20 protein-coding genes and 1 pseudogene are annotated in these 22,032 nt (G+C 70.4%); 9 read left to right on the top strand and 12 right to left on the bottom strand.

What is annotated here, in order from left to right; all coding sequences use genetic code 11:
* Nucleotide 1 precedes the first annotated feature (1 nt).
* The 5 genes from ilvN (at nt 2) to ACFV2X_RS49255 (ending at nt 6,082) form a co-directional block, all read left to right on the top strand.
* Nucleotides 2-529: an acetolactate synthase small subunit gene (gene ilvN, locus ACFV2X_RS49275; RefSeq protein WP_385629390.1), complete on the top strand. Its 528-nt coding sequence runs from the start codon at nt 2-4 to the stop codon at nt 527-529.
* Between the two features lie 141 nt (nt 530-670).
* Complete coding sequence (gene ilvC / locus ACFV2X_RS49270; protein ID WP_385629387.1) at nt 671-1,669, top strand: ketol-acid reductoisomerase; 999 nt, start codon at nt 671-673, stop codon at nt 1,667-1,669.
* 247 nt (nt 1,670-1,916) lie between these two features.
* Nucleotides 1,917-3,521, top strand: coding sequence for a phosphoglycerate dehydrogenase (serA, locus tag ACFV2X_RS49265; protein ID WP_385629385.1), 1,605 nt, complete (start codon nt 1,917-1,919; stop codon nt 3,519-3,521).
* 222 nt (nt 3,522-3,743) lie between these two features.
* Nucleotides 3,744-4,472 carry a TetR/AcrR family transcriptional regulator gene (locus tag ACFV2X_RS49260; protein WP_385629382.1) on the top strand — a complete coding sequence of 243 codons (729 nt, stop codon included), beginning with the start codon at nt 3,744-3,746 and terminating at the stop codon, nt 4,470-4,472.
* Nucleotides 4,473-4,582: 110 nt separating this feature from the next.
* Nucleotides 4,583-6,082, top strand: coding sequence for an MFS transporter (locus tag ACFV2X_RS49255; protein WP_385629380.1), 1,500 nt, complete (start codon nt 4,583-4,585; stop codon nt 6,080-6,082).
* A 15-nt stretch (nt 6,083-6,097) separates the two neighbouring features.
* Here ACFV2X_RS49255 and ACFV2X_RS49250 read toward each other — a convergent pair whose 3' ends face one another.
* Both ACFV2X_RS49250 and ACFV2X_RS49245 read right to left on the bottom strand, forming a co-directional pair.
* Nucleotides 6,098-6,499, bottom strand: coding sequence for a hypothetical protein (locus tag ACFV2X_RS49250; RefSeq protein WP_385629378.1), 402 nt, complete (start codon nt 6,497-6,499; stop codon nt 6,098-6,100).
* 44 nt (nt 6,500-6,543) lie between these two features.
* Nucleotides 6,544-7,152 (bottom strand): TIGR03086 family metal-binding protein, encoded by a 609-nt coding sequence (locus ACFV2X_RS49245; RefSeq protein WP_385629375.1) that lies wholly within the window; start codon nt 7,150-7,152, stop codon nt 6,544-6,546.
* Nucleotides 7,153-7,221: 69 nt separating this feature from the next.
* On the opposite strand from ACFV2X_RS49245, the gene ACFV2X_RS49240 reads away from it, so the two are divergent.
* Nucleotides 7,222-8,631, top strand: a complete 1,410-nt coding sequence (locus tag ACFV2X_RS49240) for a PLP-dependent aminotransferase family protein (RefSeq protein ID WP_385629373.1) — start codon at nt 7,222-7,224, stop codon at nt 8,629-8,631.
* 25 nt (nt 8,632-8,656) lie between these two features.
* On the opposite strand, the gene ACFV2X_RS49235 is transcribed toward ACFV2X_RS49240, so the two are convergent.
* The 4 genes from ACFV2X_RS49235 to ACFV2X_RS49220 form a co-directional block, all read right to left on the bottom strand.
* Nucleotides 8,657-9,157 (bottom strand): TIGR03618 family F420-dependent PPOX class oxidoreductase, encoded by a 501-nt coding sequence (locus tag ACFV2X_RS49235; protein ID WP_385629371.1) that lies wholly within the window; start codon nt 9,155-9,157, stop codon nt 8,657-8,659.
* A 36-nt stretch (nt 9,158-9,193) separates the two neighbouring features.
* Nucleotides 9,194-10,675: an MFS transporter gene (locus ACFV2X_RS49230; protein ID WP_385629368.1), complete on the bottom strand. Its 1,482-nt coding sequence runs from the start codon at nt 10,673-10,675 to the stop codon at nt 9,194-9,196.
* A gap of 118 nt (nt 10,676-10,793) precedes the next feature.
* On the bottom strand, nt 10,794-11,273 hold the full coding sequence (locus tag ACFV2X_RS49225; protein WP_385629365.1) for a MarR family winged helix-turn-helix transcriptional regulator: 480 nt from the start codon (nt 11,271-11,273) through the stop codon (nt 10,794-10,796).
* Between the two features lie 143 nt (nt 11,274-11,416).
* Nucleotides 11,417-12,904 carry an MFS transporter gene (locus tag ACFV2X_RS49220; RefSeq protein WP_385629363.1) on the bottom strand — a complete coding sequence of 496 codons (1,488 nt, stop codon included), beginning with the start codon at nt 12,902-12,904 and terminating at the stop codon, nt 11,417-11,419.
* Nucleotides 12,905-12,988: 84 nt separating this feature from the next.
* Here ACFV2X_RS49220 and ACFV2X_RS49215 point away from each other — a divergent pair, with 84 nt between their 5' ends.
* Nucleotides 12,989-13,432, top strand: a complete 444-nt coding sequence (locus ACFV2X_RS49215) for a winged helix-turn-helix transcriptional regulator (protein ID WP_385629361.1) — start codon at nt 12,989-12,991, stop codon at nt 13,430-13,432.
* 404 nt (nt 13,433-13,836) lie between these two features.
* Here the strand turns inward: ACFV2X_RS49215 and ACFV2X_RS49210 are convergent, their stop codons facing one another.
* Nucleotides 13,837-14,034: a DUF397 domain-containing protein gene (locus ACFV2X_RS49210; protein ID WP_385629360.1), complete on the bottom strand. Its 198-nt coding sequence runs from the start codon at nt 14,032-14,034 to the stop codon at nt 13,837-13,839.
* Between the two features lie 12 nt (nt 14,035-14,046).
* A complete protein-coding gene (locus ACFV2X_RS49205; protein WP_385629357.1) occupies nt 14,047-14,898 on the bottom strand; it encodes a helix-turn-helix domain-containing protein in 852 nt (283 codons plus the stop codon).
* A gap of 173 nt (nt 14,899-15,071) precedes the next feature.
* On the opposite strand from ACFV2X_RS49205, the gene ACFV2X_RS49200 reads away from it, so the two are divergent.
* Nucleotides 15,072-15,533 (top strand): ATP-binding protein, encoded by a 462-nt coding sequence (locus ACFV2X_RS49200; RefSeq protein WP_385629354.1) that lies wholly within the window; start codon nt 15,072-15,074, stop codon nt 15,531-15,533.
* A gap of 257 nt (nt 15,534-15,790) precedes the next feature.
* Here ACFV2X_RS49200 and ACFV2X_RS49195 read toward each other — a convergent pair.
* The 3 genes and pseudogenes from ACFV2X_RS49195 to ACFV2X_RS49185 all read right to left on the bottom strand — a co-directional run.
* Nucleotides 15,791-16,471 (bottom strand): annotated as a pseudogene (locus ACFV2X_RS49195) (polysaccharide lyase family 1 protein); the annotation flags it as partial.
* Nucleotides 16,472-16,902: 431 nt separating this feature from the next.
* Nucleotides 16,903-17,856, bottom strand: coding sequence for a glycoside hydrolase family 6 protein (locus tag ACFV2X_RS49190; protein WP_385629352.1), 954 nt, complete (start codon nt 17,854-17,856; stop codon nt 16,903-16,905).
* A gap of 242 nt (nt 17,857-18,098) precedes the next feature.
* Entirely contained in the window at nt 18,099-19,769 is a 1,671-nt protein-coding gene (locus ACFV2X_RS49185; protein WP_385629350.1) for an MFS transporter, read from the bottom strand.
* Nucleotides 19,770-19,879: 110 nt separating this feature from the next.
* On the opposite strand from ACFV2X_RS49185, the gene ACFV2X_RS49180 reads away from it, so the two are divergent.
* Complete coding sequence (locus ACFV2X_RS49180; RefSeq protein WP_385629348.1) at nt 19,880-20,518, top strand: TetR/AcrR family transcriptional regulator; 639 nt, start codon at nt 19,880-19,882, stop codon at nt 20,516-20,518.
* A gap of 7 nt (nt 20,519-20,525) precedes the next feature.
* Here ACFV2X_RS49180 and ACFV2X_RS49175 read toward each other — a convergent pair whose 3' ends face one another.
* Nucleotides 20,526-21,875, bottom strand: a complete 1,350-nt coding sequence (locus ACFV2X_RS49175) for an activator-dependent family glycosyltransferase (protein ID WP_385629345.1) — start codon at nt 21,873-21,875, stop codon at nt 20,526-20,528.
* Nucleotides 21,876-22,032: the final 157 nt, after the last annotated feature.

Here is a 22,032-nt window from a genome sequence, read left to right as displayed (position 1 = left end):
CATGTCCACCAAGCACACGCTCTCCGTCCTGGTGGAGAACACCCCCGGCATCCTGGCCCGGATCGCCGCGCTGTTCTCCCGCCGCGGCTTCAACATCGACTCGCTCGCGGTCGGCGTCACCGAGCACCCCGACATCTCCCGGATCACCATCGTGGTCAATGTCGACGAGCTCCCGCTGGAGCAGGTCACCAAGCAGCTCAACAAGCTGGTCAACGTCCTGAAGATCGTCGAGCTGGAAGGCGGCCACGCGATCCAGCGGGAACTGGTCCTGGTGAAGGTGCGCGCCGACAACGAGACCCGCTCCCAGATCGTCGAGATCGTCCAGCTGTTCCGCGCCAAGACCGTGGATGTCTCCCCGGAGGCCGTGACCATCGAGGCCACCGGAAGCAGCGACAAGCTCGAGGCCATGCTCAAGATGCTGGAACCGTACGGCATCAAGGAGCTGGTCCAGTCCGGCACCATCGCCATAGGGCGTGGCGCCCGCTCCATCACCGACCGGAGCCTGCGCGCGCTCGACCGGACCGCCTGACCAGCGGCACCGGGCACCGGGGCGGCCGATCATGGCCGATCCGGGGCATCCGGGGCCCGTATGGCGAGACCCCGAAACCTTCACCCGCCCGCCCGTCATACGGTGGGACGCACAACCCGAAAACGCTAGGAGAATCCCGAAGTGGCCGAGCTGTTCTACGACGACGACGCCGACCTGTCCATCATCCAGGGCCGCAAGGTCGCGGTCCTCGGCTACGGCAGCCAGGGCCACGCCCACGCGCTGTCGCTGCGCGACTCGGGCGTCGACGTCCGGGTCGGCCTGCACGAGGGCTCGAAGTCCAAGGCCAAGGCCGAGGAGCAGGGTCTGCGCGTGGTCACCCCGGCCGAGGCGGCCGCCGAGGCCGACGTGATCATGATCCTGGTCCCGGACCCGATCCAGGCCCAGGTCTACGAGGAGTCGGTGAAGGCCAACCTGAAGGACGGCGACGCGCTGTTCTTCGGCCACGGCTTCAACATCCGCTTCGGCTTCATCCAGCCCCCGGCCGGTGTGGACGTCTGCATGGTCGCCCCCAAGGGCCCGGGCCACCTGGTCCGCCGCCAGTACGAGGAGGGCCGCGGCGTGCCGTGTATCGCGGCCGTCGAGCAGGACGCCACCGGTAACGGCTTCGCGCTCGCCCTGTCGTACGCCAAGGGCATCGGCGGCACCCGCGCCGGCGTCATCAAGACCACCTTCACCGAGGAGACCGAGACCGACCTCTTCGGCGAGCAGGCGGTGCTGTGCGGTGGCACCTCCGCGCTGGTCAAGGCCGGGTTCGAGACCCTGGTCGAGGCCGGCTACCAGCCGGAGATCGCGTACTTCGAGTGCCTCCACGAGCTGAAGCTGATCGTGGACCTCATGTACGAGGGCGGCCTGGAGAAGATGCGCTGGTCGATCTCCGAGACCGCCGAGTGGGGCGACTACGTCACCGGCCCGCGGATCATCAACGACCAGACCAAGGCCGAGATGAAGAAGGTTCTCGCCGAGATCCAGGACGGCAGCTTCGCCAAGAACTGGATGGCCGAGTACCACGCGGGTCTGCCGAAGTACAACGAGTACAAGAAGGCCGACGGCGACCACCTGCTGGAGACCACCGGCAAGGAGCTGCGCAAGCTGATGAGCTGGGTCGACGACGAGGCGTAAGCCCTCTGGGACCGGCCCCCCGAGCCCGCACCTCGGGGGGCCCGGTCCGCGACTTGTCCATCATGCAAGACCACGTGCGGGTGATCCCGCCGCTATGGCGCAAAACGCCTCCCGGACGCCACTACACTGCAGGGAATAAGCGCGTCAGGGCTCACAGCGTCGTGCGTCTTTCACGCGGCTGCCCCCCTTCACGCCTGCGGCCGTCGGGACGGCCGTCCGCATAGGACTAGTGAGGACTGAAGACCACGTGAGCACTGCTTCCACGGGTAAACCCGTCGTACTCATCGCCGAAGAGCTCTCGCCCGCCACGGTGGAGGCCCTGGGTCCGGACTTCGAGATCCGCAGCTGCAACGGCGCGGACCGGGCCGAGCTGCTGCCCGCCATCGCCGACGTGGACGCCATCCTCGTGCGCAGCGCCACCAAGGTCGACGCCGAGGCCATCGCCGCGGCCAAGAACCTCAAGGTCGTCGCCCGCGCGGGGGTCGGCCTCGACAATGTGGACGTGCCCGCCGCCACCAAGGCCGGCGTCATGGTCGTCAACGCCCCGACGTCCAACATCGTCACCGCGGCCGAGCTGGCCTGCGGTCTGCTGGTCGCCACGGCCCGCAACATCCCGCAGGCGAACGCGGCGCTGAAGAACGGCGAGTGGAAGCGCAGCAAGTACACGGGCGTGGAGCTGAGCGAGAAGACCCTCGGCGTCGTCGGCCTCGGCCGTATCGGCGTGCTGGTCGCCCAGCGGATGTCCGCGTTCGGCATGAAGATCGTCGCGTACGACCCCTACATCCAGCCCGCGCGCGCCGCCCAGATGGGCGTCAAGCTGCTGTCGCTGGACGAGCTGCTCGAGGTCTCCGACTTCATCACGGTCCACCTCCCCAAGACCCCCGAGACCGTCGGCCTGATCGGCGACGAGGCGCTGCACAAGGTCAAGCCCGAGGTCCGCATCGTCAACGCCGCGCGTGGCGGGATCGTCGACGAGGAGGCGCTGGCGGCGGCCCTCAAGGAGGGCCGGGTCGCGGCGGCCGGCCTGGACGTGTTCTCCAAGGAGCCGTGCACGGACTCCCCGCTCTTCGAGTTCGACAACGTGGTGGTCACCCCGCACCTGGGCGCCTCCACCGGCGAGGCCCAGGAGAAGGCGGGCATCGCGGTCGCCCGCTCGGTGCGCCTGGCCCTCGCGGGCGAGCTGGTCCCGGACGCGGTGAATGTGCAGGGCGGCGTCATCGCCGAGGACGTACGGCCCGGGCTGCCGCTGGCCGAGAAGCTGGGGCGGATCTTCACCGCGCTCGCGGGCGAGGTCGCGGTCCGGCTGGACGTCGAGGTGTACGGCGAGATCACCCAGCACGACGTCAAGGTGCTCGAACTCTCCGCGCTCAAGGGCGTGTTCGAGGACATCGTCGACGAGACCGTGTCGTATGTGAACGCCCCGCTGTTCGCGCAGGAGCGCGGCGTCGAGGTCCGCCTCACCACCAGCTCGGAGTCCTCGGAGCACCGCAATGTGGTGACCGTGCGCGGCACCCTCTCCGGCGGTGACGAGGTCTCGATCTCCGGCACGCTGGCCGGTCCCAAGAACCAGCAGAAGATCGTCGCGGTCGGCGAGTACGACGTCGACCTGGCGCTCGCCGACCACATGGCCTTCCTGCGCTACACCGACCGCCCGGGTGTGGTAGGCACGCTCGGCCGCATCCTCGGCGAGGCGGAGATCAACATCGCCGGTATGCAGGTCTCGCGTTCGGCGGCGGGCGGGGCGGCGCTGGTGGCGCTGACCGTGGACGACACGATCCCGCAGCCGGTCCTCACCGAGATCGCCGAGGAGATCGGGGCGTCGTCGGCCCGCTCGGTCAACCTGGTGGACTGAGCGCGGCACAGAGCAGCAAGCACAGGGCCCGGCCCCCGCTTCGGCGGGGGCCGGGCTTTGTTGTGCGCGGCCGTGTCCGCGTCTGCGTTCGGGACCCGTCCGATCTTTTTCATCACGTGTTGAATATCCTGGCCGCAGTGGATACGCTGATATCACTAAGTGGAGAAAAACTCTCCACCTAGCTCTGCTGTGCTGTGCCGCCCTGCTTGCGGGAGGTTCGCCGTGTCCACCATCACGCCCGACGCCGACGCCGACGAGGTCGATCCGGTCGACGCCCCCGACGGCCCCGCGTCCCGGATGCCCCGGATGCGGGCCGACGCCCGGCAGAACCGCGAGCAGATCCTGCACGCCGCCCGCGCGGTCTTCGCCGACCAGGGCCCTGACGCCCCTCTCGACGAGATCGCCCGCCGGGCGGGCGTCGGCATCGCGACCCTCTACCGGCGGTTTCCCAAGCGCGCCGACCTGATCCGCGCGGTGGCGATCGACGTCTTCGCCGCCCTGGTCGAGGCCGCGCACGAGGCGACCGAGGCGGAGCGCGACCCGATGGACGCACTGCGCCGCTTTATGCACGCGGCCCTCGACCTCAAGCTCGGCTCGGTGGTGCCCGCCCTCCTCGGCCGGGTCACCGTCGACGAGATCCTGGACGCCGTCCGCCAGGACGCCGCCGACCCCGTCGACGAACTGCTCGGACGGGCCCATGAGGCCGGGCTGATCCGCCCCGACGCCGTCTTCGGCGACATCACCCTGATGATCATCCGGCTGTCCCGCCCGCTGCCCGGCGGGGTCATGCCGGACGACGAGGCGCTGGCGCACCGCCAGCTGGACGTATACATCGACGGCCTACGTCCAGACGGCAGTGCCCGGCCCAGCGCCCGGCTGTCAGGACCGGCCCTGGACGCCGCCACGTTCAAGCGCCTCAGAGGAGGGGCGATGGGTGCCGGATCCGACTGACGGCTGACCCGTCCGGTCGCTTCCGGAGGAATCCCCCCGCCCGGCAAACCCGGACGGGGAATGCCTCTCAAAGCCTGAAATCTCCAGATAAGCCTCAGAAAGGCACCATCATGGCCCAGCCCCTCGACACGCAGCCCGCGGTCAACCCCCGGCGCTGGTTGGCACTGCTCTTCATCGGCCTGGCCCAGCTGATGATCGTCCTCGATATCACCGTCGTGAACATCGCCCTGCCCTCGGCCCAGCAGGACCTCGGCATCTCCGACGGTGACCGGCAATGGGTCATCACCGCCTACACCCTGGCGTTCGGCAGCCTGCTGCTCCTCGGCGGCCGGATCGCCGACTACACCGGCCGCCGGCGGTCCTTTCTCATCGGTCTGATCGGCTTCGCCGCGGCCTCCGCGCTCGGCGGCGCGGCCTCCGGCTTCGAGATGCTCCTCGCGGCCCGCGCGCTGCAGGGCGTGTTCGCCGCGCTGCTCGCCCCCACGGTGCTGTCCCTGCTCGCGGTGAACTTCACCGAGCCGCGCGAGCGCGCCAAGGCATTCGGTGTCTTCGGCGCCATCGCGGCGGGCGGCGGCGCGATCGGCCTCGTCCTCGGCGGGCTGCTGACCGAGTATCTGGACTGGCGCTGGTGCCTGTATGTGAATGTGCCCGTCGCCGCCGTCGCCGTCTTCAGCTGGTACGTCCTGCCCGCCGACGAGCGCGCCGACGGCGACCGCGCCCGCTTCGACGTGCCCGGCGTGCTGCTGGCCGTATCCGGGTTGGTCGCGCTGGTGTACGGATGCAGCGAGGCGGAGTCCGAGGGCTGGGACTCGCTTACCGTGACCGGGCTGCTCACCCTGGGCGTGGTCCTGCTGACGGCGTTCGTCCTGACCGAGCGCGTCGTACCGCGCCCGCTGCTGCCCCTGCGGGTGATCACGGACCGCACACGCGGCGGCGCCTACCTCGCGGTCGGTCTCGCGGTGGTCGGCATGTTCGCGATGTTCCTCTTCCTCACGTACTACATGCAGCGTGTCAAGGGCTACTCGGCGCTGGTCAGCGGCGTGGCCTTCCTGCCGATGACCGCGGCCGTGCTGGTCTCGGCGGCCGGCGTCGGCACCCGGCTGCTCCCCAAGGTGCCGCCCCGCGTCCTCATGGTCCCGGGCCTGCTCATCGCGGCCGTCGGCGTCGCGCTGCTGATCCCCCTGGAGCCGGACAGCTCGTACGCGGCGGGCATCCTGCCCGCCGAACTCCTCGTCGGCTTCGGCATGGGCCTGACGATGGCGCCGTCGATGAACTACGCCACCCACGGCGTCCAGCCCCAGGACGCGGGCATCGCCTCCGCGACGGTCAACACCGCCCAGCAGATCGGCGGCTCGGTCGGCACGGCGATGCTCAACACGATCGCCGCCAGTACGACCAAGGACTACCTGGCCCCGGCGGTCCGTGCCCATGAGGTGACCCCGCAACTGGGCAAGGAGGGGCTGGTCGAGGGCTTCTCCGAGGCGTTCGTCTGGTCCTCGGTGATCCTCGCGGCGGCGGCGGTCCTGGTCGGCCTGCTGATGAACACCCCACGCCCGAGCCGCCAGCCCGGCGCGGAGCAGACGGAGCCGCTTCCGGTGCATCTGGGCTAGCCCCACGCGCGACCGTCAACGCCGGAACCGCCCCTCCCCCGTGTGAGGGGCGGCTCCGGCGTTCGCGTCCGCCGAGTCCCGCATTCCGGATCCCATGAGCACGCGATAGGCGTCCCGCCAGATGGCGGTCTCGTCGAGACCGGGAGAGACCCAGGTCGTCGCCCTGGCCACACCGCGGGTGCGGTACTTGCGCATGATCGCGACGTGGTCCGGGCGGGCTACGAATCCGTGCAGCGACTCCTCACCGGTCCACACCGACACCGCGCCGCAGCGCCGGGCCCATGGAGCCGTCCACAGCCAGAGGCCGACCGCCCCGTCGAGGGCGGGCCAGGTGCGGCGTAGGCCGATGGCCGCGCGGGCGATGCCGGGGAGGTCCAGGCGCTTGGTGAAGGTGAAGTCGGTGACGCTGACGAGCACGGGGCCCTCCGTGTCCGCCGCAGGGCCCGGGCGCCAGTGCGATCTCAGCACGGACGGCCCGTCCAGGACGGGACGCGGCCGAGCAGGCCGAGCAGCCGGTGGTGCGGGGGTGCGTCGGCCAGGGGCGGGACGCGGCGTTCGAAGGCGGCGCCGGGGCCGCGGCCCTGGTCGGGGACCTGTTCGGCGACTCGTAGCGCGGCGGCGGTCAGCTCTTCGTCGGGCTCCCAGGGGACGCCGATCGTGGCCGCGACGTCCCAGGCGTGGACGACGCAGTCGACGACGTGGAAGCTGATCGCGAGGGGCGCGGGGAAGGCACCGCCGTTGCGGACCTCCGGGAGGGCGAACCCCCGGTCGAGCACACCGTCCTGCGCGAACGCATCGTTGACCAGTGCCGCCGATGCGGCGAACGCGGCGCGCGCATCGGCGCCGAGGTCGCCGCCGCGCCAGTCGGACAGCGCCTCGCCTGCGCCGCGCGCCGCCGCGGCGAACCCCTCGTTCTGGCTGATGAGATGGCGGATCAGGCCGTGCAGGGTCCAGTCCGGGCACGGCGTCGGGAGACGTAGCTGATCGTCCTTGACCTGGGCGACGACATCGCCCAACAGCGCCAGCGACCGGCGGTCGAGCTCTTGGATGTCCAGCTCTCGAATATCCATGATCCGAAGCCTAGGAACGGGCAATGGCCCAACACCAGGTCCAATAACCCCGCATATGATTGAGCCAATATGGAGGTCCACGTCAGCCTCGACGGGCATCGCGACCTGTCCGGCCAGATCTACCGACAAGTCCGTGCCGCCATCCTCGACGGACGGCTGCGCCCGGGCGATCCGCTGCCGCCGACCCGGGAGATGGCCCGGCGGCTCGAGGTGGCCCGCAACACGGTCGGCGTCGCCTACGACCGGCTGGCGAGCGAGGGCTATCTGGAGAGCCGGGTCGGTGCGGGCACGTTCGTACGGGCGGTCGGCCGTACGCCGGGTGCCGCGAGCACCCGTTCAGCGCTCAAGCCGCGCGCCGTCTGGGACGGGGTGGTCACCCCATGGCTCGGCCCGATCGACGCCGAGCTGACCTCCGTCGCATACGACCTGCGGGTGGGCCTGCCGGACGCTGGGCTGTTCCCGTACCAGACATGGCGGCGGCTGGTCGCGCGCGAACTGCGCCCACCGGCCGCGATCGCGCGGGGCTCGGGGCATCCGGCGGGCCACGGCGGACTGCGCGCGGCGATCGCGCGCCACATCGGCCTGTTCAGGGGGGTGCGGGCCGCCGCCGACGATGTGGTCGTGACCAACGGCATCCAGCAGGCCCTCGATCTGATCTGCCGGGTGATGGTCGAGCCGGGCGATGGCGTCGCGGTCGAGGACCCCGGCTATCCGCCGGCCCGGATGCTCTTCCGCTCGCTGGGCGCCACGGTCGTGGATGTTCCGGTGGACGACGAGGGCCTGTGTGTGGACGCCCTCCCGGACCACGTCCGCGTCGTCTATGTGACGCCCTCGCATCAGTTCCCGCTGGGCATGCCGATGTCGCTGCGGCGCCGGATGGCCCTCGTCGAATGGGCCGAACGTCATGGTGCCGTGGTGATCGAGGACGACTACGACAGCGAGTTCCGCTTCGGCGGCCGGCCGATCGATCCCCTGCAGAGCGTCGACCGGGCCGGCCACGTGATCTACGTGGGCTCCTTCTCCAAGGTCATGCTGCCCTCGCTGAGGATCGGCTTCCTCGTGGCGCCCACCCCGCTGCGGGACGCGCTGCGCGCGGCCAAGTACGTGACCGACTGGAGCACTTCCTTTCCCACCCAGGCGGCGCTGGCCAGGTTCATCGACGACGGTCTGCTCGCCCGCCACATCCGCCGGATGCGACAGGAGTACGCGGCCCGGCACGAGCTGATCACGACCGGGCTCGCCGAGCATTTCGCGGACCGGCTCGACGTCATCCCGTCCTCGGCCGGTCTGCACATCACCGCCTACGCGACCGGCGACCCGGCGGAGCCGGCGGCCCGGGCCCGTGCCTCGGGCGTGGCGCTCTACACCCTGTCCGAGGTCGCCATGAGCCGGTCCGTACGGCCGGGCCTCGTTTTCGGCTACGGCGCGATCGCAGCGCCGGACATCGGTCCGGCGCTGCGGCGGCTCTCGGTTGTTTGATCAGGCCGTCTGAACAGTCGGATGCTCAGTCGGCAGCGGGGATGTCGAGGGCCGTTCCGTACAGGCGGGACACCCGGATCCTGATCACCACCCGTCGGTCCGCGACCATCTGCTCCAGGAACGCCGCCTCGTCCCGCGGATCGTCGAAGCCCGGCGTCAGGGAGAGCAGTTCGCGCCCGACCGCGTCCCCGGGCACCGTTGTCACCTCGGAGATCTCCGCTTCGCCCTCGGCGACGGCGAACGACCAGACGTTCGGGCCGTGGACGTGCAGGGCGGCATGCGGATCGCGGCGCAGCTGGCGCACCTTGAGGCGGTCGGCCGTGGTGGAGATCCGGACCACGCGCTCCTCGGGGCTCCAGCGGTGGAGCACGGTCGACAGATGGGGGTGACCGCTGCGCTTGACCGTGGCGAGCACCGAAAACTGCTGCTCCCGCAGCAGCCGGGACAGCTCCTCGTCCGTCAGCGCCCGGGGCGCGGGTCCGGCGCCCGGCTTCTGCTGCTCTTCGTTCGCCACGTTCGTGTTCATGGGGCGGGCCTTTCGCTGGTGGTGATGGGGGAGGGGTCAGGCAACCGTGGCGGGCGAGGTGGCCGGGTCGGCGTTCTTCCGTACGGTGGTGGTCGGCTTCGGGGCGGGCTGGGCGAGCACCGTGAACGCGACCACGAAGGCGGCGACCAGAAGCCCCGTGCCGACGGTGAAGGCCAGGTGGTAGCCGCCGGTCAGCGCCTCGGCCCGGCTCTTGCCCTGCGTGAGCAGACCGTCGCTGCGGGAGGCGGCGAGGGTGGACAGCACCGCGACGCCCAGGCTCATGCCGATCTGCTGAGTGGTGTTGAACAGTCCGGAGGCGAGCCCGGCGTCGTCCTCCTTCGCACCGGACATGCCGAGGGTGGTCAGCGCGGGGAGCGCGAGGCCGAAGCCGGCGGCGAGCAGCATCACGGGAAGGAGGTCGGTGAGGTAGTCGGCGTGCACCGGCACGCGGATGAGCAGCCCGAGGGTGCCGATCAGGAGCACGATTCCGGTGAGCAGCACCTTGCGCTCGCCGAAGCGGGCGTTGAGCCGGGCGGAGACGCCGAGGGACACCGCGCCGATGACGGCGGCGGCCGGGAGCATGGCCAGGCCGGTCTTGGCGGCGCCGTACCCCATGACCTTCTGCAGATAGAGGGCGACGAGGATCTGGAAGGAGAACAGGGCGGCCACCATGAGGACTTGGATCAGATTGGCCCCCACGACGCTGCGCGACCGGAAGATCCGCAGCGGCATCAGCGGGGTACGGGCCGTTGCCTGGCGGGCGATGAACGCGGCGAGCAGGAGGAGCGAGAGGGCGCCGAAGCCGAGGGTGGGCGCCCCGGTCCAGCCGTATTCCTCGACCTTGACGACGGTGTAGATCCCCAGCATCAGCCCCGCCGTGACGAGGAGGGCGCCGATGACATCGGCGCCGGCGGCCAGGCCGAGCCCTCGGTCGGCGGGCAGGACGGGCACGGCGACGGCGAGGGCCGCGAGCCCGATCGGCAGGTTGATGAAGAAGATCCAGTGCCAGTTGAGCGCGTCGGTCAGCACACCGCCGAGCACCTGCCCGATCGACGCGCCGGCCGCTCCGGTGAAGCTGAACACGGCGATCGCCCTGGCTCGCTCCCGGGGCTCGGTGAACAGCGTCACCAGAATGCCCAGGCTGACCGCGGAGGCCATGGCGCTGCCGATCCCTTGCAGAAACCGGGCGGCGATCAGTACCGCGGGGGAGGTGGCGGCGGCCGCCAGCAGCGAGGCCGCGGTGAACACCGCGACACCGGCCAGGAACATGCGCTTACGGCCGATCAGGTCGCCGAGCCGCCCCGCGAGGAGGAGCAGGCTGCCGAACGCGATCAGGTAGGCGTTGACCACCCAGCTCAGGCCGACGGGGGAGAAGCCCAGGTCGTCCTGGATGGCCGGCATGGCCACGGTCACGATGGAACCGTCCAGGACGACCATCAGCATTCCCGTGGCGATGACGCCCAGGGCCAGCCGGCGTGAGCGGGAAAGGGCGGGAGGGGAGGCGGATATGGCGGACATACGGGCTCTCCTGTCGGACGGCCTGTCAGATGGCCTCAGGTGATGGCGACAGGAAAGACCGTAGCAGATAGTTCCGTTGCAGACGATCTCTTTCGGTTCTTGTTGGTTCAGGTTCGTTCTACTGGCGCGCCCGCCGGGCCGACCGGGGGCTCTCCGCCGGTGTGGCCAGATGCCCTTCGGTCAGCTGATTCAGGGCCTGCAGCAGGGTCGCCCGGCCGGCCTCGGGAAGTGACGTCAGCGCCTCCCGGTGCACCCGGTCGACGATCTCCTGGCTCTGCCCCGCGATCCGGGCGCCCTCCTCGGTGACCGCGATGATCCGGGCCCGCCGGTCCCGGCTGGAGGGGCGGCGCTCAGCGAGCCCGGCCGCCTCCAGGGCGTCCACGGTCACCACCATCGTGGTCTTGTCCATGTCGCCGAGTTCGGCGAGCTGGGCCTGGGTGCGCTCCTCCTCCAGGGCGTGGACCAGCACGCAGTGCATACGCGCCGTCAGCCCGATCTCGGCGAGCGCCGCCGACATCTGGGTTCGCAGGACGTGACTGGTGTGATCCAGGAGAAACGACAGGTCGGGTTCGTTGCGTGTGGGCGCCATGGCGGTCATGCTCGCCAGGGTAACAATTCGATCCGTGGCGGATTATCCAGAAGGGGACTTTCTGGGTGTGGCGCATGGCCGCCCGCCCCGGGCAGCCATGCGCGCCGTCGGACAGGGGCGGCGCCGGAGCCTGGGTCCGCCCGGGCGGACAGTCAGTTCTGGTTCGCGGAGGGCAGGGCGATGTCCTCGGCGCCCTGCCCGGTCGCGTCGGCGGGGGCCGTGGCCGTCTTCGGTGCGCGCAGCACGGCGGCGGCGAGGAGCACGCCCACCACCTCCAGGGCTGCGGCCACGAGGAAGGAGACGTGGTAGCCGCCGGTCGCGGCCTCGGCGGGGCTGTTGCCCTGGCCGACCAGGGTGTCGGCCCGGGAGGCGGCCAGTGCGGCCAGGATCGCCACGCCGAGGGCGCCGCCGATCTGCTGCGTGGTGTTGACCAGACCCGAGGCGAGGCCCGAGTCGGCGGGCGTCGCACCGGACATGGCCAACCCCATCACGGCGGGGAGCGAGAGGCCCGCGCCGATGCCGAGCAACAGCACGGACGGCAGGACGTCGGCAGGGTAGGACGCGTGCACGGGAAGCCGGCCGAGCAGGGCCAGCGCGACCGCCGTGATGACCATGCCGACCAGCAGCACGGCGCGCGGGCCGAATCGGGTGATGATCTTGGCGGAGTAGCCGAGCGAGATCACCGCGATCACGATGGGACCGGGCAGATAGGCCATGCCGGTCCGGACCGAGCTGTATCCCGCCACGGACTGCAGATAGAGGGCGAGCAGGAACTGGAAACCGAACAGGCCCGCCACGAACAGGACCATGACGCCGTTGGCGCCCGACAGAGAGCGCGAGCGGAAGATCCGCAGTGGCAGCAGCGGGTTGCTCGCCTTGGCCTGCCGCAGCACGAATCCGGCGAGCAGGACCAGGGCCAGGGCGCCGAAGCCGAGGGTCTGGGCGGAGTCGAAGCCGTCGTTCTCGATCTTGTTGATGGCGAAGACGAGCAGCATGAGACCCGAGGTCACCAGGACGGCACCCACCAGGTCGGCACCTGCGCCGAAGCCGAGCCCGCGGTCCGGTTCGAGGAGACGGGACGCCGCGAGGAGGATGACGGCGCCGATCGGCACGTTGATGAAGAAGATGGAGTTCCAGCCGGCCGCCTCGGTCAGCACACCGCCGGCGATCACACCGATCGAGCCGCCCGCCGCGGCCACGAAGCTGAAGACGCCGATGGCCGTGGCCTGGTCGCGGGGGGCCAGGAACATCGTCACGATCATGCCGAGGGTCACGGCACTGGCCATGGCACCGCCGACGCCCTGCGCAAACCGGCCGAAGACCAGCAGTTCCTGGCTGTTGGACAGCCCGCACAGCAGCGAGGCCGCCGTGAACAGGGTGATACCGCCGAGGAACATGCGCTTGCGGCCGAGGAGGTCGCCGAGCCTGCCGGAGAGCAGCAGCAGACCGCCGAACGCGATCATGTAGGCGTTGATCAGCCAGGCGAGGTTCGACTGGGAGAAGTGCAGCTCCCTTCCGATCGTGGGCAGCGCCACGGTGACGACGCTTCCGTCCAGGACGATCATCAGCGTCCCCGCGCAGAGTGTGTACAGCGCCAGCCAGCGTTTCCGCTCGACCGGAGCAGCCGTGTCGGCAGCCATGGATGACCTTCTTTCCCAAAGGGAACGACTTGTTACGGGGTTCATGATGTGTGACCCTGAAAAGCCGTGGAAGGAGGCACTTTTATGTCCCAGGGGAACAGCGCTGTGACCGTGCAGGTCCAGGTCCCGGCCGCCTCGGCTGATGTCGAGGGCACCGCCTCCGACGATCACGAGCGGACGGCGTGCACGGTGCTCCAGGTGCTGGAGCGGGTGAGCGGTAAGTGGGCGATCGGCATTCTGCTGGAGTGCGCCCAGGCCACCCGCCGGTTCACCGAACTCGAACGCTCGGTCAAGGGCATCAGCCGTCGCATGCTGACGCTGACCCTGCGCAATCTGGAGCGGGACGGGCTGCTGGTAAGGACGGTCTATCCGACCGTGCCGCCGAAGGTCGAGTACACGGCGACACCGATGGCCGTGGAGCTGTACGAGTCCCTGGCGTCCCTCGCCATGTGGGCGGAGCGCCACCGCTCCGCCATCGCCGACGCCCGCAGTGAGTACGACCGCAAGGCGATCACCCCCACAGCCTGAACCCGGCCAAGTACTGCATCAAGCGTCTTTCAGGGTGGGGGAGAGCCGGTCCCGCTCAGTAGTGCTCGCCTGTCCGTCGCGCTCCCAGGCCCCCGGATCAGCGCACCGCTGGGCCGACCGGCTAGCCACTGCGCGGCAACAGTCGCGGCGGAGCGCAGTGGAGCCTGTCCTGAGTTCAGCTGCCCGCCGGGCCGAGGAACCGCGACAGCGGGCCAGCCGCCCCCTTCCCCCTTCTCGCTGGCGCTTTGGACCCGGAGGGGCCGAGACGAAAGCCGCACCCACGTGAACCGAATGCCGCGAGACGGCGCACAGGCGGCGCGCAGCGCAGCGAAGCGCACGTACAACCGCGCGAGCCGCCCGTACACCCGGCAGTGGTGACGGAACTTGCTGAACATCTGCGGGACTCAGGGCGCGAGGTGGTCGAACGCTCCGGCTTTGGCGGCGCGTATGAAGGTGCCGAGGCGGGCCGGGGTGGTCGTGAGGGTGACGTCGGGGTGTTCGCTTTCGCGGAGTCGTATCGTGCTGTCAGGGGCGACGGCGAGGTTGAGGCAGTTGCTTCCCTCGGCGCAGTAAGAGGATTTCTGCCAGGCCAGCGTGGACAACGTTCCTGCCTTTCAGAGGCTGCGTGCGATGTCGCGGATGAAGTCGCGTGACTCGTCGGGCTTGAGCGCGATGGCGTCCATCCGGTCCAAGAGTGTGCGGTATTTGCTCAGTTGGGCCTCGGCATCGAGCAGTGCGGTGCCGTGGGACTGGTCCAGGTGGACGGTGTCGAGCTGGGGTACCGGTCCCCGAGCGTAGACGACCGTCTGGCCGGAGCCAGGGAACGCTCCTGCGGTGAAGGGGACGACCGTGACGTTGACGTTGTCGCGCTCGCTCATATCCAGGATGTGCTGAAGCTGCGCCCGTGTTGTCGTCCGGCCGCCGAACTGCATGCGCAGCGCCGCCTCGTGAATGATGGCGGAGTAAGGGAGCGGCCTTTCGCGGTATAGGACGGCCTGCCGTTTGATCCGGTGTGACAGCCTGTGCTCGACCTCCGGCGGCGGGAGCGTGGGGACGCTCTGCTGGAAGACGACCCGAGCGTGATCGACGGTCTGGAGGAGTCCAGGGATGCTGGACGTCTGTGCCGTCCGCAGTTCCAGGGCATGGTGTTCCAACTCGGCGAGGTCGAGCAGACCCGGCGGCAGGACGCCCCGGTACTCCTCCCACCAGCCCTTCTTGCGCTCGCCGGTCATCCCGGCGAGTGCTTCTACAAGCACGTCGTCCGAGCAGTCGTAGTTACAGGCAAGTGTGCGCACCATCGTTGAGCTGACCGGCGCCCGCCCAGTTTCGATGTTGCTGATCCGGGCTTGGTTGCCGCCCAGCACCTCGCCCGCTTCGCGGGCGGTCATCCCCGCCTTCTCTCGCAGCTTGCGCAGCTCGGCGCCCAGACGTTGCTGACGGGCGGTGGGTGTCGCTCTCGACGTCATGCACTCCCCTTCTCGGTCGCGATCAGTCTGCCGTGGTCGCCACCGTCAGTCTATGGAGTGATGTATTTCTCTGAAGGGGAGAAAGTCATCACTCCAATGCCCTACGGTGTGTCGCGTGTCACTCACGCTACGGCGTCAGACGCGCCGGAAGCACATGCCCACAGGAGATCCGCATGAGCGATGACGCCTGGCAGTACACCCTCGACATGCCGCACGAACTCCACGCCCCCCGCATCGCCCGCCGCACCGTGCGGATGATCCTCGCGGAACACGGGCTCGACGAACTCATCGACACTGCCGAACTGCTGACGTCCGAGCTGGTCACCAACGCCGTGCGCTACTCCGACGGTCCGGCGTCGGTCCGGGTCCTCTGGTCCAGGGGGCGACTGCGCATCAGCGTGTGCGACACCAACCCCAAGCTGCCGGTGCTGGACGGCGCGCAGATCGCGGGGGACGACGATGACCGCGGGCGGGGCCTGGCGCTCGTCCAGCTGTGTGCCGACGCGTGGGACGGCTACGCGATCGGCGAGGAACTGTTTGGGATCGGCGGGAAGTTGATCTGGTTCGAGATGGTGGGGCCCGCCTCGCGGAGCACCGTGTGCCTGACGGCCGCCGCCGAGCGCAGCGGGCGGTAGCGGTAGATGTCGGCGGGGGACCAGCCGACGTCCGTGGTGAAGGTGCGGGTCGCCCACTCCGGGGGTTCGGTGCCCGACGACTGGGCCTCGTCCCGGGCCTTGGCCGCGGCGGTCTCGAAGGTGCGGCGGGCGAGGGCGGTCACATCGGTCCGCCGACCCCGGTACCAGGAGCCGGTATCCGTGAACTGGTGGCCGTGGAAGTTGGCCAGCACGATGTCCGGGGAGGCGCCGGGGCCGGTGTGGTCGAAGGCGTTGTACTCGGAGACCAGCTTCGAATCGAGGCCCACGCCGAGGAAGTACGCGCTGCCGCCCAGGGCCTGGCCGCGCATCGGGTAGTCGGGGTCGTCGGTGGAGCCGCGGAAGTAGTTGTTGTAGGAGTGGACCTGGCCGAAGCGCACGCGCGGGGAGCGCTGGGCGGTGTCGGCGAAGAGGTTGTGGTGGAAGGTGATCCGCAGATGGCCGCGGTCGCGGTCGCCCTTGCCGTCGCCGGAGCCGATGAGGACGGTCTTCTCGTGGTCGGTGAATCGGCTGTAGGAGACGGTGACGAAGTCGGTGGCGTCCTCCATGTCGAGCAGTCCGTCGTGGCGCTCGACGGGCTTGCCGTGGAAGCCGGTGGGGGCCTGGCTGTTGGGGTAGCGGCCGTCGCCGAAGGCGCAGTGGTCGATCCAGAGGTTGCGGCCGGTGACCACCGACATGGCGTCGAAGCGCGCGTTCCAGGCACCCTGGTCGCCGTCGCCGGGGTCCCAGCTGGGGAAGTGGTCGATGGGCGCCTCGAAGCCGAGGTTGCGGACGATGATGTTCTGGCCGGTGTTGACGGTGAGGTCGACGCCGAGGAGCGCCGCGTCGTCGCCGGCGCCGAGGATCGTGGTGTTGCTGGGGACGGTCAGCTGGATCTGCTGCTTCTGGGCGTTCGAGCCGGTGATCCGGAGCGTACGCATGCGTTTGCACCACTCGTAGCGGTCATCGCTCCAGGCGGCGGCGTCGGGGCCGAAGCAGTCCATGTAGCGGGTCAGGTCCCAGCCGGGGGCGTAGTCCTGGGCGCCGAGGAGGCGGCCGTCGTCGGTCTGGTTGCCGTGGATGGTCCCGCGGACGGTGATGACCTTGGGCGCGGTGGGGTCGCCGTGGTTGGCCAGGGCGGTCTTGAGCTCGGCCCGGGTGCGGACGACATAGGTGCTGTCGGGCGCGGCGCCGGCGCCGCCCGTCGTGCCCGGACCCGCCGTGGCCCAGCCGGTGGCCGAGCCGGTGACTGAGTTGGCGGGCCGGGCCTGGGACGACGCGGGCCCCGTTGCGGCGGCGGCCCCGCCGGGCGCGGACAGGAGCCCGCACAGCAGTGCCGCCGCCACGGCGTACGAGGTGCGTTCGCGCACGGCTAGCCGGCCAGCTCGTACGCGTAGTCGGGCGAGAAGCTGCCCGCGGCGCCCGCGCAGCCGTCCAGTTCGCCCGGCAGCTTGATCCACAGATAGGCGTCGATGGCCGGGTCGCCGGTGTTCGCGGTCGGGTTCTCGCCCAGCTTGCGGCCGTGCGGGTCGCACCAGGCGTTGTCGGGGGCGGGGCCGTTGCCGTTGCGGCTGGTGTCGATGACCGCGGTCAGGCCCGAGCCGCCGAGCTGGCTGAGCACGCTCTTGGCGAAGGCGACCTCGTTGGCGGTGCGATTGTAGTTGGAGACATTGCTGTAGATGCCGTCGCCGCTGGTCAGCACGCCTGCCGAGCGCAGCCGCGAGGCCTGTACGGAGGCGCTGTTCCAGGCGGAGTGGCCGGCGTCGAAGTAGACCCGGGCCTTGGGGTTCGCGGCGTGGATGGCGCTCGCGGCCCGGGCGAGCGAGGCGTAGCGGGCGCTCAGCTCGCTGGATGACAGGCAGCTGATGAGCGCGATCGAATCCGGTTCGAGGATGACGATCGAGGACCCGCTGCCCAGCCCGGCGGCGAAGTTGCGCGCCCAGGTGTCGTAGGCGGCGAGGTCGGGGGCGCCGCCCGCGGAGGCGCCGCCGCAGTCGCGGTTGGGGATCATGTACGCGACGAGGACGGGGACCTGGTTCTTGCCGGCGGCCGCGGAGGTCACTCTGCGGACGTCCGCGGTGACGGTGGAGGGGGAGTAGCGGGCGAACCAGACGGCCTGCGGCTGGCTGCCTATGCGTGAGGCTATGCGTGGCTGGCGCGAGTCGCTGGGGTTGGCGGCGACCCACTTGTTGACCTGGGATTCGGAGTCGGTGAAGAACACGGTGTCGCCGGGCAGTTCACCCGCGACGGCTTGGGGCGCATGGCCCGCCCCCACCAGGAACGCGGTGGCGAGCGCGGCGGTCACAAACGCTCGGGGGAGGCGCACGGTGCATCAGTCCTCTCGAGGGGATTAGGGGACTTTGGGGACTTCTGGTACGTCAGATGACAGTGCGAAACGAGTAGCGCTCTGTTGCTTCTGGTTGCCGCCGAGCGGGTCGAAGGTTGCCGTCGGACAGGCGAGAATTCGAGTCAAGTTCCAGAGATCTTCCGGTCGTTGGCGGCGCCCCGGCATGACGCGACCCCGCCCGTGTCCCGGGCGGGGTCGCGTCGGCGAGAGGTGCGGGTCCGTCAGCGGCTCGCCACCGGCTCAGGCTGGGCCTCGCCCGGTACCGTCCCCTGCTCGGCACCGATCACGTACGGGCCGTCGGTCGGCGCAGCGGTCGGCTCCACGTCCGACTCCACGTCCGCGCCGGCCTCTTCCACCGCACCGGCCTCGACCCGTACGTGGCGCAGGGCGACGGCCGCCAGGGCCGCGGCCGCGACCAGGACCAGCGCCCCGGCCACCGCGGCCACCTGCATGCCGTGGGTGAACGCCTCGCGCGCCGCGCCCAGCATCTCGTCCCCGGCCCGTCCGCTCAGCCGGTCCGCCACCGCCGCCGCGCCGCCCAGCGTCTCGCGCGCCGCGTCCAGTGCCTCGGCCGGCAGGCCGGACGGCGGGTCGGTGGGCAGCTTGTCGCTCATGTCGTGGCGGTAGACGGCGTTGCCGACGACGCCGAGCAGCGCCATCCCGAGCGCCCCGCCGAACTCCTGGCCGGTCTCCAGCAGAGAGGAGGCGGAACCGGCCTTCTCCGCCGGGGCGGTGCCCATGGCCATGTCGGTGACCAGTGACATCACGGTGACGATGCCGGAGGCGAGGACGCCCGCCGCGATCAGCACCAGCCACAGCGAGTCGGTGCCGGCGAGGGTGAGCAGCCCGAACCCGGCGGCCGCGACGAGGAATCCGCCGCCGATGACGTACGCACGGTTCACCTTCTGCGCGATCGCGGCCGACGCGGGGCCGGCGGCGCCCACCATGACGGACGGGAGCAGGCTCCAGAGCGCGGCCTCCAGCGGGCCCTTGCCGAGCACCGACTGCAGGTACTGGGTGGTGAAGAGGGCGGAGCCCATCATCGCGAACTGGGCCATGAGGTTGAGCCCGATCGAGGAACCGAAGCCGCGGCGACGGAAGAGCTCGGGGCTGATCATGGGGTGTGCGTGGGTGCGCTGGCGGTGCACGAAGACGAGGCCGATCAGCAGCCCGGCCGCGATCCACAGCGCCCGCGGCCCGCTGAACCCGTGCGCCGCCGACTCCTTCAGGCCGTAGATCACCGGCAGCACCGCGCCCATGGACAGCGGAACGCCCAGCAGATCGAACTTCCCCGGGGCCGGGTCCTTGAACTCGGGCACCAGGACCGGGACGAGGATCAGCAGCAGCGCCATCACCGGGGTGTTGATGAGGAAGACCGAGCCCCACCAGAAGTGGGACAGCATGACCCCGCTCAGTACCGAGCCGAGCGCCACCCCGCCGGCCATGGCACCGGACCAGATCCCGATCGCGGTGGCGCGCTGCTTCGGGTCCTGAAACAGATTGCGGCTGAGCGCCATGGTCGAGGGCATCAGGGTGGCCCCTCCGATGCCCAGCAGCGCCCGGGCCGCGATCAGCATCTCGGCGCTGTCCGCGTACGCGGCGGCGACCGAAGCGGCGCCGAAGGCCGTGGCGCCCAGCATCAGCAGCTTCCGGCGCCCGATCCGGTCGCCGAGCGACCCCATCGTGATGAGCAGTCCGGCGAGGGCGAAGCCGTAGATGTCGAAGATCCACAGCTGCTGGGTGGAACTGGGGCGCAGCTCCGCGCTGATCTCCGGGAGCGCGAAGTACAGCACCGATACGTCCATGGACACCAGGAGCAGCGGAAGCATCAGGACCGCGAAGGCGGTCCATTCCTTGCGGCCGGCACGGGAATTGGCGGGAGTCGAAGTCATGCCGAGGACTATACGAGCGTCTTAAACGCTTGTCTAGTACGGTTGTATAAGACGAGCGTGTGAGACGGGCGTCTTGGACGGTTGTATGGGTGTCGGGATAGGCTGACGCCATGGGACATCGCGAGGATCTGTTGGCGGGCGCCAAGCGCTGCCTGCTGGAAAAGGGCTGGTCGCGCACCACCGCACGGGACATCGTGGCGGCCTCGGGCGCCAATCTGGCATCCATCGGCTACCACTACGGCTCCAAGGACGCCCTGATGAGAGAGGCCCTGTTCGCGGCCATGGGCGACTGGGCGGACGACGTCGAGCGGTCCTTGAGGGAAGAGGCCCAGAACCGCGAGGGCTCGGGCGCGGCAGCCGGCTCCGCCGCCGAGGGGGCTGACCAGGACCAGGCGGCGCGGTTCGAGGTGGGGTGGACCCGGATGCTTGAACTGTTCGGCAAGCACCAGGCGTTGTGGCGGGCGCAACTCGAGGCGGTCATGCGGGCCGAGGGCGACCCGGAGCTGCGCGCGGCGTTCGGGCAGGCACAGCCGGAGGGGCGGAAAGGGCTGGTGGCCCTCTTCCACGGGATCCCGGAGGACGAGGTCGACGAGGAGAGCGCCCGGGTCCTGGGCTCGTTCTATATGACCCTGGTGGGCGGCATGGCCGTGCAGATGGCCATCGACCCCGACGGCACGCCCGGCGCCGGGGAGCTGACCGAGGCGATGCGCCGCATCCTCACCGGCCCGACCCCCGCCCCGGCCGACTGACCCCGCGTCACCCTCGGGCCGGCACCCCGCCGCGTGACAGCTCGGTCAGCTTTTCCAGCGTGGGGACCAGGTCGTTGGGGGTCGGCGCGGCCAGCATCTCCTGTTGCAGCCGCGCGGCCGAAGCCCGGTAGGACGGCTCCTCCAGCAGCCGGACGAGCCCCGCGCGCAGCGTTTCGGCCGTCACCTCGGAGGCGTGCAGATACGCCCCGCCGCCCCGGGCGTCGAGCAGGGTGGCCTTGGCCCACCAGTCCGAGAACCGGATCGGGAGCAGGAACTGCGGCACCCCGTGCAGCAGCGCTGCCGACCAGCCGCCGAAGCCGCCGTGGTGGATGACCGCGGAACAGCTCGGCACGATCGTGTGCAGGGGCACGAAGTCGACGATCCGGGTGTTGTCCGGCACCCGTCGCAGGGTGCCGGCCTCCTGGGCGGGGACCGAGGCGATGAACTCGATGTCCAGGCCGTCCACGGCGTCCAGGATCTCGTGCACCGGCAGATGCGAGGCGCCGATCACCGAGGCCGAGGAAGACCCCGGAGTGAAGCACACCCGGGGTCGGTCGGGGGCGCCCCGCACCCAGTCGGGCTCCACCGAGGGGCCGTTGTAGGGCGCGTAGCGCACGTGCACGCGCGTCAGGTCCAGGGGGAGCTGGAGGCTCGCGGGCCCCTGGTCGATCGTCCACTGACCGGTCGTGACCTCCTCCGCGAAGTCGCTGCCGTGGCGCCGGAGATGGCCGGTCAGCCATTCGGCGAGCGGATCCTCGCGCCGCTGCGCGGCCTGCTGCCCCGCCAGTTCGAGGAACACGCCGCGCATCGCCGGGTAGATGTCCACGTTCCACAGCAGCCGGGCGTGGGCGGCGCCCACCACCCGGGCCGCCACCGGCGCCGCGTAGGTCAGCGGCGACCAGATCACCAGGTCGGGCCGCCAGGCGCGGGCCAGCTCCACCAGGTCGTCGACCATGCCGTCGTTGTATACGCGGTACATGCTCTCGACGTTGACCTGGTACTTCCGCAGCACGCTCGCCCAGGTCTCGCGTTCCGCACTGGGCTCGTTCCAGTCCGTCGCCTCGTTCTCCAGCAGTGCGTGCAAGCTGCGGTACAGGGCGCCGGCCCCGGCGCGGTCGCCCTGCTTACGGGCGTCGATGATCCGCTCGGCCAACTCCTGGTACGGGGCGAAGGCGTCGCGCATCCGGTGGTCGGTGCCGACGGGCGTCGCGGTGAGACCGGCGCCTGTGATGGCCTCGGTGAGCGCCGGATTGCCGGCGACGCGCACCTCGTGCCCCGCCGTGGTCAGGGCCCAGGCCAGTGGAACCATGGTGTACAGATGGGACTTCTCGGAAACCGTCGCGAACAGTACGCGCATCGGTGGAGTTCCTTGTCTCGTGAGTGCGTTCCGTGCGCCGATGTCGCGGGGCGGGGGGCGGCCCGCGGGGCGGCCCGGGCCCCCCCCGGGCCCCGGGGGGGGGGGTGGGCACGGGCACCCCCCCCCCCCGACCCAGTGGGGCGCGGGGGGATATTAA

Origin of the sequence: Streptomyces sp. NPDC059679 (assembly GCF_042734105.1) — a bacterium.
Taxonomy (GTDB): domain Bacteria; phylum Actinomycetota; class Actinomycetes; order Streptomycetales; family Streptomycetaceae; genus Streptomyces.
The sequence above is the reverse complement of the archived record's forward strand: the minus strand, read 5'-3'. Positions and strand labels throughout refer to the sequence as shown.

What these genes read in the sequence shown, in the direction of transcription:
- ilvN (WP_385629390.1), top strand. Translation starts at nt 2, where the DNA reads ATGTCCACCAAGCACACGCTCTCCGTCCTGGTGGAGAACACCCCCGGC.
- ACFV2X_RS49255 (WP_385629380.1), top strand. Translation starts at nt 4,583, where the DNA reads ATGGCCCAGCCCCTCGACACGCAGCCCGCGGTCAACCCCCGGCGCTGG.
- ACFV2X_RS49245 (WP_385629375.1), bottom strand. Translation starts at nt 7,152, where the DNA reads ATGGATATTCGAGAGCTGGACATCCAAGAGCTCGACCGCCGGTCGCTG.
- ACFV2X_RS49240 (WP_385629373.1), top strand. Translation starts at nt 7,222, where the DNA reads ATGGAGGTCCACGTCAGCCTCGACGGGCATCGCGACCTGTCCGGCCAG.
- ACFV2X_RS49235 (WP_385629371.1), bottom strand. Translation starts at nt 9,157, where the DNA reads ATGAACACGAACGTGGCGAACGAAGAGCAGCAGAAGCCGGGCGCCGGA.
- ACFV2X_RS49230 (WP_385629368.1), bottom strand. Translation starts at nt 10,675, where the DNA reads ATGTCCGCCATATCCGCCTCCCCTCCCGCCCTTTCCCGCTCACGCCGG.
- ACFV2X_RS49225 (WP_385629365.1), bottom strand. Translation starts at nt 11,273, where the DNA reads ATGACCGCCATGGCGCCCACACGCAACGAACCCGACCTGTCGTTTCTC.
- ACFV2X_RS49220 (WP_385629363.1), bottom strand. Translation starts at nt 12,904, where the DNA reads ATGGCTGCCGACACGGCTGCTCCGGTCGAGCGGAAACGCTGGCTGGCG.
- ACFV2X_RS49215 (WP_385629361.1), top strand. Translation starts at nt 12,989, where the DNA reads ATGTCCCAGGGGAACAGCGCTGTGACCGTGCAGGTCCAGGTCCCGGCC.
- ACFV2X_RS49205 (WP_385629357.1), bottom strand. Translation starts at nt 14,898, where the DNA reads ATGACGTCGAGAGCGACACCCACCGCCCGTCAGCAACGTCTGGGCGCC.
- ACFV2X_RS49200 (WP_385629354.1), top strand. Translation starts at nt 15,072, where the DNA reads ATGAGCGATGACGCCTGGCAGTACACCCTCGACATGCCGCACGAACTC.
- ACFV2X_RS49185 (WP_385629350.1), bottom strand. Translation starts at nt 19,769, where the DNA reads ATGACTTCGACTCCCGCCAATTCCCGTGCCGGCCGCAAGGAATGGACC.
- ACFV2X_RS49180 (WP_385629348.1), top strand. Translation starts at nt 19,880, where the DNA reads ATGGGACATCGCGAGGATCTGTTGGCGGGCGCCAAGCGCTGCCTGCTG.
- ACFV2X_RS49175 (WP_385629345.1), bottom strand. Translation starts at nt 21,875, where the DNA reads ATGCGCGTACTGTTCGCGACGGTTTCCGAGAAGTCCCATCTGTACACC.